Below are 18,808 nucleotides of genomic sequence, written 5' to 3' on the forward strand. Positions count from 1 at the left end.
GGCTATGTTGAGATTTCCTAATCGCAGTCATCTAGCAGGAAGCCTTGTCATGCAGCATCAAACCGACGACGTTCGTATCAGTGAAATCAAAGAGTTATTACCCCCGGTTGCGGTGCTTGAGAAGTTTCCGGCTACCGAGGTGGCCTCGTCCACCGTTTTTGAATCCCGTCAGGCCATTCACAATATCCTGGCCGGCGAAGATGATCGTCTGCTGGTGGTGATTGGCCCTTGCTCCATCCACGATCCGGTTGCCGCGCTGGAGTATGGCAAGCGCCTCAAGGCGCTGCGCGACGAGCTGAAAGGTCAGCTGGAGATCGTGATGCGGGTCTACTTCGAAAAACCGCGCACCACAGTGGGTTGGAAGGGGCTGATCAACGATCCGTACCTCGACAATAGCTGCAAGATCAACGACGGTCTGCGCATTGGTCGCAAGCTGCTGCTCGATCTCAACGACATGGGGCTGCCGACAGCCTCCGAGTTCCTCGACATGATCACCCCGCAATATGTGGCGGATCTGATGAGCTGGGGCGCTATCGGTGCCCGTACTACCGAATCCCAGGTACACCGCGAGCTGGCCTCCGGTCTCTCCTGCCCGGTGGGCTTCAAGAACGGCACTGACGGCACCATCAAGGTTGCCATCGATGCCATTGGCGCTGCCAGTGCGCCGCACCACTTCCTGTCGGTCACCAAATACGGTCACTCCGCCATCGTGGCGACCCGCGGCAACCCGGACTGTCACATCATTCTGCGTGGTGGTCGTGAGCCGAACTACAGCGAGGCTCATGTTGATGAGGTGGTGAAGGGGCTGGAGAAGGCCGGTTTGCCCCAGAAGGTGATGATCGACTTTAGTCATGCCAACAGCAGCAAGCAGTTCAAGAACCAGATGGTGGTGGCCGAGGATGTGGCTGGCCAACTGCGTGCCGGTAGCAAGGCGGTGTTTGGTGTGATGGTGGAGAGCCATCTGGTGGAAGGCCGTCAGGATCTGGTGGAAGGGTGTGAACTCACCGTCGGCCAGAGCATCACAGATGCCTGCATCGGTTGGGCTGATACCGAAGTGTTGCTGCGCAACCTGGCGGATGCCGTCGCAACCCGTAACGCCCGTTAAAGCTATCCTAGCGGCGCTGTTAATCGTCAACGCGCCGCTGGAACAGAAACCTGCCGTTCGGCCAAATCGAATCCATCAAGCAAAAGCGCGACCCTCGGGTCGCGCTTTTTCATTTGTGAAGCGGATTACCAACGGTAGGTTTTCAGCAGCGCCTCCAGTTTCTGACACTGCTCCACCAACTGAATGCTGGCGAGGTTGGCGGCGTGCGCCTGACCCAGGGTGTCGTTGGAGGTGTTGCGAATATTGCTCACCGAGCTGTCTACCTCATGGCAGACCCTGTCCTGTTCTTCGGCCGACTGGGCCATCTGGGCGTTGAGGTCGTTGATGCGGGCGATGCGCTCGATGATGTTCTGCATGGCTGCCAGGGTCGCTTCGGTCTTGCTGATGCTCTCATCGGCTTTGCTTTTTGCATCCCCGATCACCGTAACTGCGCTCTGGGCCTCTTTTTGCAGGGCGGCGATCATCTGGGAGATCTCCTCGCTGGCGGCGCGGCTGCGATTGGAGAGGGCCCGCACTTCATCGGCCACCACCGCAAAGCCACGGCCTTGCTCACCTGCCCGCGCCGCTTCAATCGCAGCGTTGAGGGCCAGCAGGTTGGTCTGATCGGCAATCCCCTTGATCACCTCGAGCACACCGTCAACAGCCAGGCAGCGGCTGTCGAGTTGCTGGATCACCTGATCCACCCGATCGATCTCTGCCGACATCTCGCCCATATCGGTGATGGAGTGCTGGGCGAGGCGGCTGGTGTCAGCAGCATCCTGATTGGTGAGGGCGGAGAGCTCGGCGCTGTGGCGGGCATGTTCGCGCACTTCGTGAGAGCTGGCGGCCAGCTCGCTGACGGCGGCGGCGACCTGGGTGGTCATCCCCTCTTGCTGGCGGGCCGAGTTTTCGGTCTGGGTCGCCACCTGACGGATCTGGTTTGACTCCTGATAGAGCTGGTGGGTTGCCCCTTCCACCTCCTGCAGGCTGTGGCGGAAGCCCTGCACCATATCATTGACGGCGCGTGTCATCTGGCCCAGTTCATCCCGGCTGTGATTGACCAGGGGGAGGGCGAGATCGCGCTCTTTGGCCATCCGGATCATGGTGAGCTGCAGCTGGCGCAGGGGGTGTTTCACGTAGCGTTGCAATACCCACCAGAGCAAGCCGAAGCCGAGACTGAAGACGGCGGCCAGGCTGCCGCTCAGGATCAGGTTGTTGTGGCGGATCTCGCCGAAGGTGTGGCTGAGGTCATAACTGATCCGGACTGCCCCCATCACGGTCCCCTCATTGACCTGGTGACAGGTGAGGCACTGGGTGCCGCGATACTCCTTGTAGGCTTTGAACGGTTTGATCAGGGTGAGCCGGTTGCCCTGCTGCTCCAGAATGGCTTCGCCCTGATTGATGGCTCGCTCATCGAGGGGATCCTGCACTTTCTGATCCGGGTGACCCGGGCCAAACAGGTTGCTTACTGCTGGTGCGCGCACCAGACGGGCCTCAACGATACCCGCTTCACTCTTGAGTTTGGTCTGCACTATCTGCCGGTTGGCCATGCCACCTGTCATCATCAGCACGTTCACCTGATCCATATAGGTGTTGGCCATGCTCTCAACTTTCTCCTCAGCCAGCCGGATGGCGAGATCCCGTTGCAGCCAGGCGGAGAGTTCGAAACAGAGGCCAAAGGTGGTGCTGATGACCAGCGCAAGAGGGAGGAATATTTTCCAGTTCAAGGAGAGGTTATGCATTTTGGGCAAGTTCCATGCGCTTGGTGTTGTTATGTGATCCCGTATCATCTTGATCGTAGACGAAGAAACGGTGGGAGATGGTTCTCTATCGGCACACGATAACCACTCTTGAGTAAATAATCTGTTAAGCAGATCGGTAATGCAGGTTGCCAAAATGCCTTTCGGGAGGGGGGCTGCTCCTCGGGTTGATCCAGAACAAATTGCCAGTAACGATAATCGTTATCATTGTCATTATTTGCTGATAATAGTGACCATCATGAATCTGACCCCTTCCATGACCGGTATTGCCACGCCGGATCCCCTCAAGTTTGCTTTTAGCGCCAAGACCTCGGCTCACGCCAGTCGGGGAGGGATGCGCCCCTTCCCGCTGGATGAGGCTGGCTGGCAGAGCTGGTGGCAGCGAGAGAGTGAAGCTGAGGAGCGCGCCCTCTACATCCACATTCCGTTTTGCCGAAAGCGCTGCAGCTTCTGCAATTTCTTTGAAAATGGCGCCAATCCGGCGCGGATCAACCGCTATGTCAACGCCTTGTGCGCCTCCCTTGCGCAGGCGGCTGACACCCCGCTGGCGCAGAGCATGCCATTTTCAGCCGTCTATGTGGGGGGCGGTACGCCGACCGACATGAGCGCCGACGAGCTGGCCATGCTGGCCGCCGTGATCCGCCGTTTTCCGCTGGCGGCGGATGCCGAGGTGACGCTGGAGGGACGCCTCAACGGCTTTGATGATGAGAAATGGCAGGTGGCGTTGGCGGGGGGCTTCAACCGTTTCTCATTCGGGGTGCAGAGCTTTGATACCCGGGTGCGTCAGCAGGCGGCCCGTTTCGATGACAGGGAGACCTTGCTGACCCGTCTGGGTGAGCTGACCCGGGATGATGCGGCTGTGATCGTGGCGGATCTCATCTTTGGTCTGCCCGGTCAGGATGATGCCGTGTGGCAGCAGGATATCCGCGATGTGATGGCAAGCGGTGTACACGGGGTCGATCTCTACCAGCTCATCGCCATGCAGGGCACCAATCTGGAGCGGGCGCAGGAGAAGGGCACCCTGGATTGGCTCGCCGATGGCCAGCAGCGGGCGGCCATGTATGCCTATGGCGGGGCGCAACTGGAAGCTCACGGCTGGGAGCGTCTCTCTTGCAGTCACTGGCGGCGCAGCCCGGCCGAGCAGAGTCGTTATAACCAGATGGCCAAGCGCGGTGCCGAGATCCTCCCCTTTGGTGCCGGTGCGGGGGGCAACATTCTTGGTCACGGTTTGATGTATGGGCGGGATCTGGCCCCCTGGCATGACGCGATGGCCAGTGGCAAGCGGGCGCCCGGGATGGTGATGGGACGCAATCCCAATGCAAGGATGGACGGTCTGCTGCGTGGTGCCCTCGACAGCGGTGTGCTGGCACTGGATCGTCTGCCAGCGCCTTTGCTGACCCATCTGATGCCGCTTTTTGCCGCCTGGCAGCAGCACGGGCTGGCCGAGGTCGAGAATGCACGGTTGCAACTCACCCTCGCCGGACGCTTCTGGAACGTCAATATGCAGGCTGGCTTGTTCGAGTTATTGCAGCTCAATCCGCTCGATGGTTCAGCGCCGCCCAGCCATGGTACTGCCGCGGTACGCCATTCGCTGGTTTGAGCCCGAGCTGAGCATTGGCACGGAGCACTTGCACGACTCCGTGCGATCCATAACGAAAGAGGGAGCCTTGCAGGCTCCCTCTTTTGGCTTGGCAGTTAGCGTCGCGCGAGCTTACTCGTCGCTGCTCTCCTGATAGCTGTCGCGCATTGCTTTGGGCAAGCGGCGCATCGGCGCAAAGCCGATATCCTCGCCCACTACTTCCCGCTTGCGGGACTTGTTTTGAGAAGACTGGGCGGGATTTTTGCTGGCGTCACCCTTGGCTTTGCCCTTGCCCGCGGCTGGCTTGCCCTTGGCATTGCTGCTCTTGGCGTTGGCATGACCGCGAGCCCGAGGCGGGTTCTGCACCGGCTTGCTGCCCGGCAGAGTCTGGCGACTCGGCTTGCCGCTTGGCTCATACCCTTCCAGGATCTCCACGGTCAGGGATTGGCCGATCAGGGCTTCGATCGCCTTGAGCTGACCCAGCTCGTCCTGACTGACCAGCGAGATGGCCTCGCCGCCACGACCGGCGCGGCCGGTACGGCCGATACGGTGGATGTAATCCTCCGCCATCTGGGGCAGTTCAAAGTTGATCACGTAGGGCAGTTGATCGATGTCCAGACCGCGGGCGGCGATATCGGTCGCTACCAGCACCCGCACCTCGCCACTGCGAAAATCGGCCAGCGCCCGGTTGCGGGCACCCTGGCTCTTGTCACCATGGATCGCCACGGTATTGAGACCATCTTTTTGCATCTGCTGGGCGAGGCGGTCGGCGATCTGCTTGGTGCGAACAAACACCAGCACCCGCTGCCAGTTGCCACGGCCAATCATGTGGGAGAGCAGCTCGCGGCGGCGTTCCCGATCCACCTGAATGATGCGTTGGGTTACCTGCTCGGCAGCAGTATTGCTGGGGTCAACCTCGATCAGGGTGGGGTCGTTCAGCAGATCATCGGCCAGCGCCTTGATGTCGTTTGAGAAGGTGGCAGAGAAGAGCAGGGTTTGCCGCTCTGCAGGCAGCGCCTTCATTATGCGGCGGATGTCGACGATAAAGCCCATGTCGAGCATGCGATCCGCTTCATCCAGCACCAGCACTTCCAGCTGGCTCAGGGTCAGGGCGCCCTGGGTCAGCAGATCCAGCAGACGGCCCGGGGTGGCGACCAGAATGTCCACCCCCAGCTTGATGGCGTCCAGATTGGGCTTGATGCTGACACCGCCATAGGCGATCAGAGTCTTGAACGGCAGGTGGTGGGCATACTTGATGATGCTCTCGCCCACCTGGGCTGCCAGTTCGCGGGTCGGGGTCAGTACCAGTGCGCGTACCTGACGACGGCCACGACCGTGGTTGGCCAGCAGACGCTGCAACATCGGCAGGGTGAAACCGGCCGTTTTGCCTGTGCCTGTCTGAGCGCCGCCGAGCACATCCTGACCGGCCAGAATGGCCGGAATCGCTTGCTGCTGGATGGGGGTTGGCTGTTCGTAACCCAGCTCCTTGACGGCCCGCAGAATATGCGGAGACAGACCCAGTTCGTTGAATGACATGTTCGAGAGAAACTCCTGAGATGAGCCTTTGGCTCAACGGGCAGCCAGCATGTTGGGGCCAGCCACGATATGGAAAAGATAGTGGGGCCGTAATATAGCAAAAGAGCGGCCGCTGCGCAGTAGCTGTCGCACCGGCCGCCACACAATCGTTCAACGCAGTGGCGTAAAACGGTGCGGGAGCATCAGAGCATCTCGTGGATCTGCTCGGCCAGACTCTCCGGTTTGGCCTGGGGGGCAAAGCGCTCCACCACGTTGCCATCGCGGTCGATCAGGAACTTGGTGAAGTTCCATTTGACGTTTTCCAGCCCAAGAAAGCCCGGTTTCTGTTGCTTGAGCCACTGATAGAAGGGGTGGGCATGCTCACCGTTGACATCGCACTTGGCCATGATGGGGAAGGTGACCGGATAGTCGAGGGAGCAGAAGCGGGCGATCTCGTCCGCATCCCCCGGCTCCTGCTGACCGAACTGGTTGCAGGGGAAGCCTAAAATCACCAGCCCCTTGTGGCCTAGCTCCCGATAGAGCGTTTCCAGCCCTTCATATTGGGGAGTAAAGCCGCAGCGACTGGCCACATTGACCACCAGCACCACCTTGCCCGCCAGTTGAGTCAGCGGGTAGGGGGTACCATCCAGTCGTTGCAAAGTGAGATCGGGCAGAGGCATAAGAAGATCCTTTCGTGGGTGATGCGCGGGTTGTGCCGTGAGTGGTTCGGTCGGTGACAGAGACAAGCGCCGGATGAACAGCAACATGGCGATGCGGCTACGGTATCGGTTGGCTCTTGGCACCGCAAGGAGGCCGCGGCGCCTCCTCATCCCGATTGCAAGGGCCATCACAGTTTCGACAGCCAATACGCTCTTTGGCAGGGCGGGATCACAACTGGCGACAAAAATGCGGGGCGGCGGGCAGCAACTCGCGTATTGATGTTGGGACTTCTCAAGAGAAGCAAACCGGTTTGTGACTTTGCCGGTAAGTCGCTACAAAGCGCCCTCTTTCCACTCATTGTGAGCCAATCTTGGACTATCAAGCTGCCATGGATGCCATTTACACCCGGGGATGGGTGATAGTGGATGATTTTTTGACCGCCGCCGAGGTGGATGCCCTCAAAGCCTGTTTGCCAGGCGAATGGCAACCGGCCGGGATCGGCCGTGACGCCCTGCACCATGGCAATCCCGATATTCGCCGTGACCAGATCCACTGGCTGGAGCCCTCCCTCGGTGCGCCGGTGGCTGACTACCTCGCCCGGATGGAGTCCCTGCGTCTTGCCGCCAACCGGATGCTGATGCTGGGATTGTTCGACTACGAGGCACACTTCGCCCGCTATCGCAGCGGGGATTTTTACGCCACCCATCGGGATGCCTTTGCCGGTCGCTCCAACCGCCGTCTTACCACCGTATTTTACCTCAACAACGACTGGCTGCCCGAAGCGGGTGGAGTGCTGCGCATGTATGACGACAAGGAGCAGTTTCTGATGGATGTCAGCCCCAAGGGGGGGCGGCTGGTCATGTTTCTCTCCGAGGAGTTTCCCCACGAGGTACTGCCTGCCAATCGCGAGCGCTACAGTATTGCCGGCTGGTTTCGGGTCAATGGCAACGGCATGGGAAGGGTCGATCCCCCGCGCTGAGGGGCAATGTGTCCCGATTTTGACACAGGAGAGACTTTTCACTGCAAGAAGTGGGGTCATGGGTCTCCCATCAGCTGACAAGGGTTGATCTCCCTTGCTACACTGGCGCGCACTTATGTTCGTATCTGGCTTCGTCCGGTTTTTATGGTGGTTGGCTTATCAAATGGTCATGACGAGGCCGCTTTTCCCAAGGGATCACATCTAATGAAGAACATGCATGTCTTGCTGCTGTGCGGCGGCGGTGGCTCAGAGCACGAAGTTTCTCTGCGCAGCGCCAATTTCCTCGAGCAACAACTGGGCCTTCTGCCCGGTGTCGAAGTGACCCGCGTCGAGATGTTCGCCGATCGCTGGCTCAGTGCCGATGGCCGCGAGTGCAAGCTGGGGCTCGACAAGCTGCTTTCGTTCGACAGCGTGGCCCGTCCGGTGGATTACGTGGTGCCCTGCATCCACGGCTACCCGGGTGAGACCGGCGATCTGCAATCCTTCCTCGAACTGGCCGGATTGCCTTATCTCGGTTGCGATGCCGAGGCGAGCAAGATCTGCTTCAACAAGATCAGCACCAAGCTGTGGCTCTCCGCCATCGGCATTCCCAATACCCCGTACCTGTTCCTGACCGAGCAAAATGAGACGGCGCTGGCCGAGGCCAAAGCCGCGCTGGTCAAGTGGGGCAAGGTCTTTATCAAGGCGGCCTCCCAGGGCTCTTCCGTTGGCTGCTACTCCGCCAGCAACGAAGCGGACCTGGTAAAAGGTATTGCCGATGCCTTCGGTTACTCCGAACAGGTACTGATCGAGAAAGCGGTCAAGCCGCGCGAGCTGGAAGTGGCGGTTTACCAGTACGGTGACGAGCTGGTGGCGACCTATCCAGGCGAGATCTGCGTGCCGCAGGACAAGTTCTACACCTATGAAGAGAAGTACAGCAGTGCCAGCCATACCGAGACGGCACTGCGTGCCGAGGGGCTGACCGAGGCGCAGGCTGACGCTATTCACGAGTATGCCCTCAAGGCGTTCCGTCAGCTGAAACTGACCCATCTCTCGCGCATCGACTTCTTCCTGACCGAGGAGGGGGAGATCCTGCTGAATGAAATCAACACCTTCCCGGGCATGACCTCCATCTCCATGTTCCCGAAACTGCTGGAGCATCATGGTCACCGCTTCGCCGACTACCTTGAGCAGATCCTGCGCAAGGCCAGCTAAGCGCGCTCTCCCGCTCGCGGGATGAAGCAGAACCCAATAAAAATCCCCGCCAATTGGCGGGGATTTTTTTATGTCTTTATCAAGCGGGGCAGGCCAGCTTGAAGGGATAAACAGGCGGGGAGGGGATGACTCTTCCCCGCCTGTTGCTACCTGTGGGTGTTACCGGTGGTTAGCCGCGAGCCACCCGAAAGCGCACGCTGCGGGAGTGGCAGGGCGCCAGCTCGCCAAACTCGCCAGCGGCCAGTTCAAGGGGCAGGGGTTGCTCATCCATCCGCACCGCTTGCCAGTCGCTCAGGGTGTGTTCGCTGCTCACCTTGCCCCCTTCCAGTGCCGCTTGCTCGCTCGGGTTGTAGACCCGGATCACCAGCGCCTCTTCATCTTCGGCCTTTTTCAGGGCGCTCAGCACCGGACCGGAGGGATCCATGGTGAGCAGGCTGAAGTGGAGCGGGGTGGTGAAGCTCGCCTTGTTGAGCTTCATGGCATCGAACGGGATCTTGTTGTAGCAGCGCACCGGGGTGAGGTAGCTGCGCGCCGCCTGCATCACGTTGGCGCTGATGTGATCACCGGCAAACGCCAGCAGGCTGAAACGGCAGCTGAGCTTGCCGCGCACCTGGGAGTCCGGGGTCGGCAGCTTGATGCCGGAGGGGCGACCCGGGCGCAGCAGCAGCTCCTCTTTGCCGAGTACGCCTACCCCGCGTAGCAGGGTGAGCGCCAGGGTGTCGCACTGCTCGCCGATCACTTCAAACTCACGCAGACCGTCGCTCAGCACCGCCAGACCCTGCTTGCCATCTTGCAGGGCGACGAAGTTCATCAGCTGCCAGACCGGAATGGGGGCCTCTTTCCACCCTTCTGCTTCCCAGTTCGCCATGGCGCTGTCGCGGGTAGGGCGGGTGATGCAGCCAAACTGGTTGTCAGAGACCACAGTGTCGCTCGGGAAGGGGGTGGGGATCAGCACCCGCACTCTGTGATCATCGGCCTGATTGTCGAGCTCCAGTTCGATGTCGATGCGCGGACTCTGATGTGCAAGCGTGATGCGGCAGGTGACATCGAGGTGACCGCTGCACTGGCGGCTGGCCCGCTCGGCGAGGTTGGCTGGCACGGCCATGCGAAGTTTGAGCGTAGCGATGCTCTGCCACGCTTCATGGGTGATCTCACGGGTCACCGCAAACTCGGTGGAGTAACGCAGCCACTCGTCCCGCGATGGCGAGTAGTCATACTCGTCGCCATCATCGGAGCCCTCTTCCAGCATGAGTACCTGATCAAAGGTGGTGCCGCGCAGCTTGTCCAGGATCTGCAAGGTGCCGTTGTCGTTGAGGGCGATGCGGTAAAAATCGTTCTCCAGCAGCTCGCCGCGGGTGGTCACCGATTGCTCCAGTCCCGGCTGGTTGCCTTCGATATGGAGGGCGCAGTAGCCCATGGCCGGCAGGGGATGGCAGAGCTGGATGTCGTACTCCATAAAGGGGTCGTAGTTGCCGTAGTGCACGATCTGCCTGTCCACCAGTCCCGGGTCAATCTCGCGTCTGGCGCGGATGAAGTAGGGGACCGGCTGGCCCGCTTCATCGCGCAGGGCAAAGGATTGGGCGCGAATGCGGATGCTGGTATTGATCACCTCCTGACGGGGGAAAGGCATCAGGTTGAACAGGCAGAGCTTGTCAGCCACCTGCATGCCGTCTTCGCACAGCGCCACCGGCATGTTGTCGACAATCTTGCGCATGTAGAAGCGGATCAGGTTCTCGGCCATGTCGTCGGCCAGAATGAAGCGGGTCATCACCTCCTGATGCACCTTGTCGCTGCAGCAGCAGCCGATGCTGTCATGGGCGTGGTTCTTCATGATCTCCTTCCACATCTTCTCAAGCAGCCCGTGGTGGTACTCGAAGCCGAGTGCCCAGGCGATGCTTGCCAGCGGTTCGAGGATGTTGACGATCTTGTTCTCGATGGCGGCGTGAGCCAGCTTGATGTCCATCCGGGTGGAGGAGATGGTGCGGTGTACCCGCATGTATTTGCCGTCGTTGAACTCCCCCTTGAGGGTGGCCAGCTGGTCGCGGCACGCCTCGATGCGCTCGAAGACCTGCTCGAAGCGGCTCATGTGGAATTCACGCTGGGGGTAGATCTCGCGCAGCTTGTCGATGATGGCGAAGATGTTCTGCTGCAGCGGCATCTGATCGTGGCCGTTGGGCAGCAGGATATCCTTGGTCACCGAGGCCTTCTCCAGCACCTCGAAATAGGATTCGAGCCGCTTGCGCAGGCCAGCCTCATCTTCCGGCAGGTACTTGCCGATGGCGTAGCCGAGCGGCAGTACCTGGGCGGTCACCTCGCTGCCGTCGTTGCTCTGCCAGAGAAACTCGGTCTTGTCGGTACCGTGGCGCTCGGAGCAGCCGCGCCAGAACATGGCACGGTCAATCCCGAAGCCGTTGAAAATGTGGGGCAGTTGGGAGGACATGCCGAACGAGTCTGGCAGGTAACCGATCTTCATCGGCTCGCCAAGGCTCAGGCAGTCACGCATCCCGTAGAGCAGGTTGCGCAGGATGGACTCGCCGCTCACCTGCATGGTGTCGGTCTGGGTGTACCAGGGGCCGATGATGAGCTTGCCCGATTCCACCAGCGCCTTCACCCGAGCCTTGTTCTCGGGCTGGATGGCGAAGTAATCCTCCAGCACCGCAGTCTGGCCGTCGAGCACATAGAACTTGTAGTCTGGGTCGGATTCAAGCCGCGCCAGGATCTCTGCCATGTTGTTGACCAGCAGGATGCGGGACTCCTCGGTGGTAAAGTACCACTCCCGATCCCAGTGCATGTGCGGCGTGATGTGAACTCGTGAAACTGTCATGACAATGATCCTTTGCTGACGCACGGCGGCCCTTGCCTGCCGTGCGGAAAAATAGTCTGTTGAAAAAGCGGCTGTGAAGATGAGCCTTACTCTGCGGCGACCACCTGATAGGTGCCGCGCTGCATGGCGTGACGGCGCCAGCCGATCAGCACCACAGTGGAGATAAGGGTGCCCACCAGCGCCGCACCGAGCCAGACGGCGGCCGCCATCAGGGCGCCGTGGCCGCCATCGTGGAGCAGGAACAGGGAGAAGATGCCGGCCCCCGGGGTGGAGAGACCAATCCCCATGGCTCCCACCATGGCGCCGGTGACCACCGAGCCTGCGAGGAAGGAGCCGATCACCCGGATTGGATCTTCGATGGCCATCGGAATGGCGCCCTCGGTGATCCCTGCCAGCCCCAGCAGCCAGGTGGACTTGCCGGTCTCGATCTCGAAGGTCTGGAACAGGCGCGGCGCCAGCAGGGTGGAGAAGGTGACGGTAAAGGCCGAGACCATCTTGACCGCGCCGAAGATGGCGTAAGGGCCGTAGACCCCGTTGGCCATGGCGCCGAGGCAGAAGGCGTAGGCCGCCTTGTTGACCGGGCCACCCAAGTCAAACGAGCACATAAAGCCGAGCAGGGCGCCCAGTACCAGCGCATTGGTGCCGGAGAGGCCGTTGAGCCACTCGGTGAGGCTGTTGTTGAGCCAGGCTACCGGCTGGCCGATGACAAACAGCATCAGGCTGCCTGCCACCAGGGTGCCGATCACCGGATAGAGGTAAAAGGTGAGAAAGCCGTTGAAGTTGGGGCTAAGGCGCACATGCTGCTTGACCCAGCGCATCAGGTAACCGGCGATAAGACCGCCGACCACGCCGCCGAGGAAACCGGAGCCAATCATGTTGGCGGCCAGTCCCGCCGCAAAGCCCGGGCCAAGCGCCGGTTTGTCGGCCAGCGAATAGGCGGTATAGGCCGCCAGCACCGGCACCATCAGGGTGCCCAGCATGCCACCGCCGAGTTTTCGGTACATCCAGAGCCAGGAGTTCTCGGTGTCAAACAGATGTTGCAGGCCGAAGATCTGGGCCAGCAGCACAGAGACGGCGAGCACGGTACCGCCTGCCACGATCAGTGGCACGGCAAAGGAGATGCCGCTCAGCAGCGCCTGCTTGAGCTCGGTCTTGAGGCTCACCTTTTTGCCGGTCGGCGCGTCGCTCTGGCTGGGGTTTGGCGTCGGGGCGGTGCGACCGGCCTTGGCCGTTTCCAGCGCGTCATTCAGGATCCGCTCGGCATGGCGGATGGGCTCGGCCACCGGCGTCTCGATCCGGGGGATGCCAGCAAAACGCTCCTGCTCTTTGATTGCCACCTCGGCGGCGAAGATGCAAGCCACCGCAGCATCGAGCGCCTCTTGCGGCAGGCGATCCTCGATGCCGTTGGCACCCTGCTTTTCGACCAGTACCCGAATGCCCAGCTTGCGCCCCGCCTTTTCCAGATACTCGGCAGCCATATAGGTGTGGGCGATCCCCGCCGGGCAGGCGGTGACACAGACCACTGTAGGTTGATTTGTATTTGATTTGTCTTCTTTTTCTGGTTGCTTGCCACTATCCCCCTCACCATCAAGCAGTACCATCAGTTGCTCGGCACTTTGAGCCGCCAGCACCGCCTCGCGGGTATCGTCATCCACCAGGGCAGTGGTGAGGGTGGTGAGCAGTTGCATGTGGGTGGAGCTGTAGCCCGCCGCCGAAAATGAAAAAGAGTTACGGGGAAAATGAAAAGCTATCGGCCCAGTAGTTTATCAAACTTGGTGGCACCGGAATCACTGAGTTTGATAAGCAAGTTAAACCGGCATTAAACCTCTATCTCATAGGTCGGTAAATCCGGCGCCTCTCCTGCCAGCTCCCCTCCCCTGTAAAATGCCTTCTTGCCGATGGCTACCCCGGTGCCCCGTACTGTGACCGTTCCACCCGCCAACGCGGTGAGAGTGGTGGTCGTGGTGCCTACTGCTGTCACGGTACCAACCTGCAAGGGATCAGCGCCCGGTACCAGCTCAAGGAATCGCTTAAACAGGTTCATACAAATCGCTCCACACTCAGTTGCTGGCGCACCGTCATGGCCCTGTTCTGCAGCGCAGCAGAGACCCTGACGCCCCGGTTGTAACCCTTCCAACCGTCCACGGCGAGCAGCGCACCCGGCAGGATCAAGCCGGTATCAGCTGACAACGGCAGTTCAATGGTCTGGGTACGCTTGGGCATAGTCTTGGCCAGCCCCACCACACCCTGGGCACGGGCGGCCGTCACATCACACACCAACGGGTGGGTGATGGTCGGCGCTTGTTGCTCGCCAGCCGTACCCTGGCGCACCACCCGCGCACTGATGCCCTGGTGGCCACCGCTGACCCAGATCCCGTTGGCGGCATGACCCGGCTGGAAGTCACTGCCCAGGGTGGTAATGATGGCGCGGGGGATCGCCACATCGGCCTCTGCAGTATCGAGCTGCCACGGCACCGTTGGATAACGTGGTTTGATGACCAGATGACGGTTGCGCTGGTGTGGCAGCACAAAGCCACCGGCCGCCTCGGCCAGGTACCTGACCACCTCGATCGGGGTCTGGTTATCCAGGCTAAAGAACCCGGCAGGCACCAACCAGTCAGCCGCTTGCCAATCCAGCGTCCAACCCACCGGCAATACGGCCGCAGCCAGCTGGGCCATGGTCGCGGCTGCACGCTCACTCACCGCCTGCGCCAATACATGAGTCGGCGACAAGTAAGCGGTGCGAGAGCGTCCCGTCAGCGTTGCCGACTCACGGCCAAAGCTCTGGCTCGATTGCCAGCCATCACACACGCAGTCCCATTGCTGCCTATTGATATGGATGCTGACCTCTTCCTCATCGGTCAGCGCAGCCGCCGCGATACGGGGGATTTGAGCGCTGAACTGCCACGCCCAGGAGTCGGTATCGAGTTCGATACTCACCGCAGTAGCTGGGATATCTAGCCCATCGCGTACCCGCACGATCTTTGCTGTATTGCTCACCAGATAAACCCTCCGGGTTGGAATGACAATTGCCGCATCACAGCCCTGCCAGACGAACTCCAGCTCTGCCGTGTCGCGCTTGCGACCGAACGCCAGCCGCAACACCCGCTTATCGGGGCGAATCGATGGTTTAGGTGGTTCTGGCGGCGGCATTTTGCCCTTGGGTGGCCACATGGCCTCGTCCCAGCCATCACGCCAGCCCTCTATCAGCGGCTTGCCGTGGTGCCAGGCTTGAGCGGCCACCCCTTTACCGATGGGGATGCCCTCTTGCCACTGGTCAGCCTGCCAAACCTGGTCAAAGCGCGGCGGGTTGGTGAACCCGACCAGGCGCCAGCTGCTGACCGGCGCCGCCTCAACCCACAGAGACTGATTCGCCACATGGCCAGCGGCCAGGCTGTCATAGCCCTGGCGGCTCTGCTGGCTGATCGGCAGCCCCTCGGCAAAGCGCTGTCGATTGGCCATGAACGTCTGGGGCATCTGCTCGCCCTGCTCGGCCACCTGCTGCTGATACGCGGCGGCCTGTTGCCACAGGGATCGGTTGGTTGCTCGCTCGTTGCCTGCCTTCTGCCATTCGCTACTGAGGGCCTGGTAATGGCTATCCGCCCGCTCCCAGGCATCCCCCATTGCACTGGCAGGGCCTCGGAATACGTTCTGGTCATACTCCCCGGCGAGCATCGGCACCGGGATGCGGGATGTGCTGGCAATGGTGCATTCAATGACGAACGTGCCTACCAGCTCCCCATGGCTATGGGTTTGGCTGGCAATCACCGCATCAAGTACCACAGAGCCGTCCAGCATCGCGCGGGAGCGATGCGGGGCGCCAGCCAATACCGATGCGAGTACCAGACCAGGTGACGCACTCAGGCGTGGCGGCAAGTTGGTACTATTCAGGATGCCGACCAGGCGCACCACGTCGGACTGGTTCAGCTCCAGCTGACCATTGATGCTGCGAGCCTTATGCAGCGCTAGGCTGGCATCCTTTCTGGCCATATGGTTCCCCGGTTACGGTTCAGTGATTGTGGCGGTATTGATGCGGATCAGCGCACCGACAAAAAACTCCGCTGCGGGCAGCTCCAGATCGGCGCCACTGCCCGGTACTCCGACATCGAGATCCGCCACAAAGGCCCCATCCCGGTCAACAATGCGCCCCCAGGTGGGGGCACCGCTGCCAGTGGCCATCTGCTCCGCCAGGGGTTTCAGGGTCAGCACCCCACCAGCGATCGTCTTGGCGCAAGGGTGGCTGAACGTCAGCACCACCAGAGCCAGCTGGTCAGTCGTGGCCGCCCCCGGTGCCGGTTTGGTGCCGGTGTAGATGGTCAGCTTGGCACTCGCCCCGCTGCCCGTATCAATGGCCGTGGCCAATAGCTGGGCGCGACTGGTGCGCAGCCCTTCGGCATAGGAGATCATGGTTATTTCCTCTTGATCGGGGCAAGCTGGGGGAATGATGCAGGTGCCCCCCCACCACCAGGCGGATAGGGTTTTGGCGCCTGATAGTCGGCAGCCACAGCGTTGTAGTCGGCGGGGCCATATGCCGGGTCATCCTGGGCGACCACCATATAACGGCGATTCAGCCACAGCAGATCGAACCGATAGACCCCATCCGATGCGCGGCTGTAGGTCTCGCCAACCAGCTCACCATCCTGGGTAAAGCAAAGAACCCGGCGCCGCACTCCCATCCCGCTGATGGTCACCGTACTTTCAATAAACCCCTGCTCCACGTTGCGCACCCCATCGCGGATCCAGAAATAGTCCCGACCCTTGCATAACAACTGCTGATTCATTGGTTGGTTAATCAATCGGCCAGCGACAAATGGTGGGGTTCCTTTCCACGCCACATCTTGCGGCACGAACTGAGCGCGAGCCTCCTGGTTGGCCACGGTGACGGTCATCGGGGTAGTGAACAGCACATAGGTAAACTCGACCTGTAGGGGTACGGACTCAAGCCCTATCTTTCGCAGGGTTTGCCCTGGTTGCAGCTCTATCCATATTTTTGCTTTCGGCGGCGCAATCATTTTGATTGAACGGACGAAAATCTTGGTCTGGTAGTAGCCAAACACCTGGCCGTTGATGGTCGTAAGGCCAAGATATGGTGCATCTGCGGGGCCCTCTGTCGTTACCCCGCCAACTGTCAGCGTTGCCTTGCCATTGAGATAGGCAAGCGTTGCAACCACTGCACCAGCCGCATCAAACAGCACCCCAGTTTGACCAGGCAAAATCCCCCTGGCCAAGGTGTAGGATGGCGCGATACCAGAGGCGACCAGGCCAACCCCTGGTTGGTGGACAATAGCGGCACCGGTTGGCAATACCAAGTCAGGCTGCAAAATGGCGTACTGCTCTGCCGTCAGCGCGGCAAAGTCACCGTTAAACCCTGATGGCGCACTGGCAATCCTCAGATAGCTTCCAGCTGAACAGCCTGACCCACCGGTATAGGTTTCAAAGGCCCGCATATTGGTAAAACGCAGAGTGGTGACAGATGCCATGGCGCAAACCAAGGTAAATGACGCATTGCGATTATCCAGGCCATCATCGGTATAAATCAGACTGGTGTCGGTAAAGGTCAGCTCACCATAGGTTGCAGGATATGGCCCACGCTGCGGAGCCTTGGTCAGACTTGCCAACGTCTTGCCGTACCATAAACCGCTGCGATAGTTACCGTCAGTTCTGGTACGAATAGCCCCAACCACATTGCCCACAGCATCCAGAAACTCCAGATCCATATCGCATAGATCATTTACCCAGCAGTTATTGTATGCCCCTAACTTAAAGCGATACCCCAGTGGCCGGAACTGGATAGAGCCACTCCATGTCCCTGTATCTGCGGAAGAGCTTCGGTTGAAGTTATACCGAAACAGACCAATATCCGCCGTGTCACCAAACCAGTCTGCCCACTCGGGGCCTGTGGTAGCCGTTACATCACAGGTGGCGTCATACGTGACTGTTCCCGCTTTGGAAACCATCAGCCACCCTTTTGACGGCAAGAAAGTCGCCATGACTTACCTCCATGGGCCGGTTAAGTCGAACCCCATCATGGTGACTTGCCCCCATGTGTAGTTGTTCTCCTCAAACCCTACCCGAATAAACCGCAATAACTTTCCTGGTATGGCTGGCAGGTCTTTGAAGTTTTTTCGATCCCAAGCCGCAACCGTAGCGAACGGGCACACCAACCCCGGCAAATAACCACGCAGATGGTTACCGGCCTCCATCACGATGGTGGGATCCGGGGTCACATAAATGCCGTTGTCAGGGCCATTGGGGATGTTCAACCCGTTACCAAACCGACCGAACAACCCTTTAAACCACCAGTTAATGGCACCAAACAGCTGATGATATGGGCGGGCGATAGCTCGACAGTTCGAGTTATCAAAATACGGATACTGATTACCCCAGCTAGTATTACCTCCTGACCCGCCAGCCCAGTTACGGCCAGCATCATCTGCTGCCGTGGTCGGATAGTGGTTAAGAACGGCGTGATAACGGTCACCGGGGCGAATAGAACGGATATAGCCAAAGCTATACATGAATTGCCAGTTACCAGCAGCATAAGCTGGCATGAAGTAAAACAACTGGCTATCACCCACAAGATCCCAGCGTTTATTTGAATAGCGCCCGGTACAGGGCCAACGGTGCTCAAAAATCGTGGTGTAGGTATTGATATCAACTACATCCTCAACCATCGCTACCTTGGCCAAACAGGCACCGTAGCTGGCACCGATCCAACCACTAAATGCCGTGTTGTCGATACGCAAGGAGACATTACCCGACTCGTTAACATTGGTAGGGCGCACGATAAAGGTTTTGCTGTCGCCGCTTTCAAAGGTCATCGTCCACCCCAACGGGGCAACCTTCATGGTCATGGCTGCGCCGCTGCCTGCTGCACCAGGGTTACCACCGTCAATCTCAAACCAGACCTGAGTGGCGGTGACCTGCATCACTCGATGCTCGCCGTTGTAGGCGGCAGGCGATACCCCCTCGACCAGGACAACTGAGTCTTGCAGATAAGCATGACCACCGGTAAAGGTCGCCACTGCCCACCCCTTGGCAACATCAAAGGCCAGTGCATTGATGGTCAGAGTGCCAAAGCCAGTAACTAGCACCGCCTTGAGCAAGGCAGCCAAAGTACCAGCAGTTGTGTCGCCCAGGTTTGGGGCCCCCTGCATTTCACTGGCGAACCACTTCACCGGATAAACAGCCATATATGTACTCTCCATGGCGG

At 59.9% G+C, this 18,808-nt stretch carries 14 protein-coding genes; 4 read left to right on the forward strand and 10 right to left on the reverse strand.

What is annotated here, in order from left to right:
• Window positions 1-49 precede the first annotated feature (49 nt).
• A complete protein-coding gene (gene aroG, locus AB5Y76_RS17225) occupies window positions 50-1,105 on the forward strand; it encodes a 3-deoxy-7-phosphoheptulonate synthase AroG (RefSeq protein ID WP_139732290.1) in 1,056 nt (351 codons plus the stop codon).
• Window positions 1,106-1,230: 125 nt separating this feature from the next.
• Here aroG and AB5Y76_RS17230 read toward each other — a convergent pair whose 3' ends face one another.
• Window positions 1,231-2,826, reverse strand: coding sequence for a methyl-accepting chemotaxis protein (locus tag AB5Y76_RS17230; RefSeq protein ID WP_263717088.1), 1,596 nt, complete (start codon window positions 2,824-2,826; stop codon window positions 1,231-1,233).
• A gap of 256 nt (window positions 2,827-3,082) precedes the next feature.
• On the opposite strand from AB5Y76_RS17230, the gene hutW reads away from it, so the two are divergent.
• Window positions 3,083-4,444: a heme anaerobic degradation radical SAM methyltransferase ChuW/HutW gene (gene hutW, locus AB5Y76_RS17235; RefSeq protein WP_263717089.1), complete on the forward strand. Its 1,362-nt coding sequence runs from the start codon at window positions 3,083-3,085 to the stop codon at window positions 4,442-4,444.
• 111 nt (window positions 4,445-4,555) lie between these two features.
• Here the strand turns inward: hutW and AB5Y76_RS17240 are convergent, their stop codons facing one another.
• The gene (locus tag AB5Y76_RS17240) at window positions 4,556-5,959 is read right to left on the reverse strand and encodes a DEAD/DEAH box helicase (protein WP_263717090.1); all 1,404 of its coding nucleotides are present in this window, start codon (window positions 5,957-5,959) and stop codon (window positions 4,556-4,558) included.
• Between the two features lie 182 nt (window positions 5,960-6,141).
• Window positions 6,142-6,618, reverse strand: a complete 477-nt coding sequence (locus AB5Y76_RS17245; RefSeq protein ID WP_263717091.1) for a glutathione peroxidase — start codon at window positions 6,616-6,618, stop codon at window positions 6,142-6,144.
• 350 nt (window positions 6,619-6,968) lie between these two features.
• On the opposite strand from AB5Y76_RS17245, the gene AB5Y76_RS17250 reads away from it, so the two are divergent.
• Window positions 6,969-7,577 carry a 2OG-Fe(II) oxygenase gene (locus AB5Y76_RS17250; protein ID WP_368177769.1) on the forward strand — a complete coding sequence of 203 codons (609 nt, stop codon included), beginning with the start codon at window positions 6,969-6,971 and terminating at the stop codon, window positions 7,575-7,577.
• A gap of 204 nt (window positions 7,578-7,781) precedes the next feature.
• Window positions 7,782-8,771, forward strand: a complete 990-nt coding sequence (locus tag AB5Y76_RS17255) for a D-alanine--D-alanine ligase (protein ID WP_263717093.1) — start codon at window positions 7,782-7,784, stop codon at window positions 8,769-8,771.
• 169 nt (window positions 8,772-8,940) lie between these two features.
• Here AB5Y76_RS17255 and mngB read toward each other — a convergent pair whose 3' ends face one another.
• From mngB to AB5Y76_RS17290, 7 genes are all read right to left on the reverse strand, one after another.
• Entirely contained in the window at window positions 8,941-11,595 is a 2,655-nt protein-coding gene (gene mngB, locus AB5Y76_RS17260; protein ID WP_263717094.1) for a mannosylglycerate hydrolase, read from the reverse strand.
• Between the two features lie 86 nt (window positions 11,596-11,681).
• Window positions 11,682-13,283 (reverse strand): PTS 2-O-a-mannosyl-D-glycerate transporter subunit IIABC, encoded by a 1,602-nt coding sequence (gene mngA, locus AB5Y76_RS17265; protein ID WP_368177770.1) that lies wholly within the window; start codon window positions 13,281-13,283, stop codon window positions 11,682-11,684.
• 131 nt (window positions 13,284-13,414) lie between these two features.
• Window positions 13,415-13,639, reverse strand: coding sequence for a hypothetical protein (locus AB5Y76_RS17270; protein WP_111900168.1), 225 nt, complete (start codon window positions 13,637-13,639; stop codon window positions 13,415-13,417).
• Window positions 13,636-15,585 carry a hypothetical protein gene (locus tag AB5Y76_RS17275; RefSeq protein WP_368177771.1) on the reverse strand — a complete coding sequence of 650 codons (1,950 nt, stop codon included), beginning with the start codon at window positions 15,583-15,585 and terminating at the stop codon, window positions 13,636-13,638. Before AB5Y76_RS17275 ends, AB5Y76_RS17270 begins: the two co-directional genes overlap by 4 nt.
• Window positions 15,586-15,597: 12 nt before the next feature.
• Window positions 15,598-16,002 (reverse strand): hypothetical protein, encoded by a 405-nt coding sequence (locus AB5Y76_RS17280; RefSeq protein WP_368177772.1) that lies wholly within the window; start codon window positions 16,000-16,002, stop codon window positions 15,598-15,600.
• Window positions 16,003-16,004: 2 nt separating this feature from the next.
• Window positions 16,005-17,585: a hypothetical protein gene (locus AB5Y76_RS17285; protein WP_368177773.1), complete on the reverse strand. Its 1,581-nt coding sequence runs from the start codon at window positions 17,583-17,585 to the stop codon at window positions 16,005-16,007.
• 3 nt (window positions 17,586-17,588) lie between these two features.
• Window positions 17,589-18,788 (reverse strand): hypothetical protein, encoded by a 1,200-nt coding sequence (locus AB5Y76_RS17290; protein WP_368177774.1) that lies wholly within the window; start codon window positions 18,786-18,788, stop codon window positions 17,589-17,591.
• Window positions 18,789-18,808 lie beyond the last annotated feature (20 nt).

Origin of the sequence: Aeromonas sp. R1-2, assembly GCF_040908505.1 — a bacterium.
Lineage (GTDB): Bacteria > Pseudomonadota > Gammaproteobacteria > Enterobacterales > Aeromonadaceae > Aeromonas > Aeromonas veronii.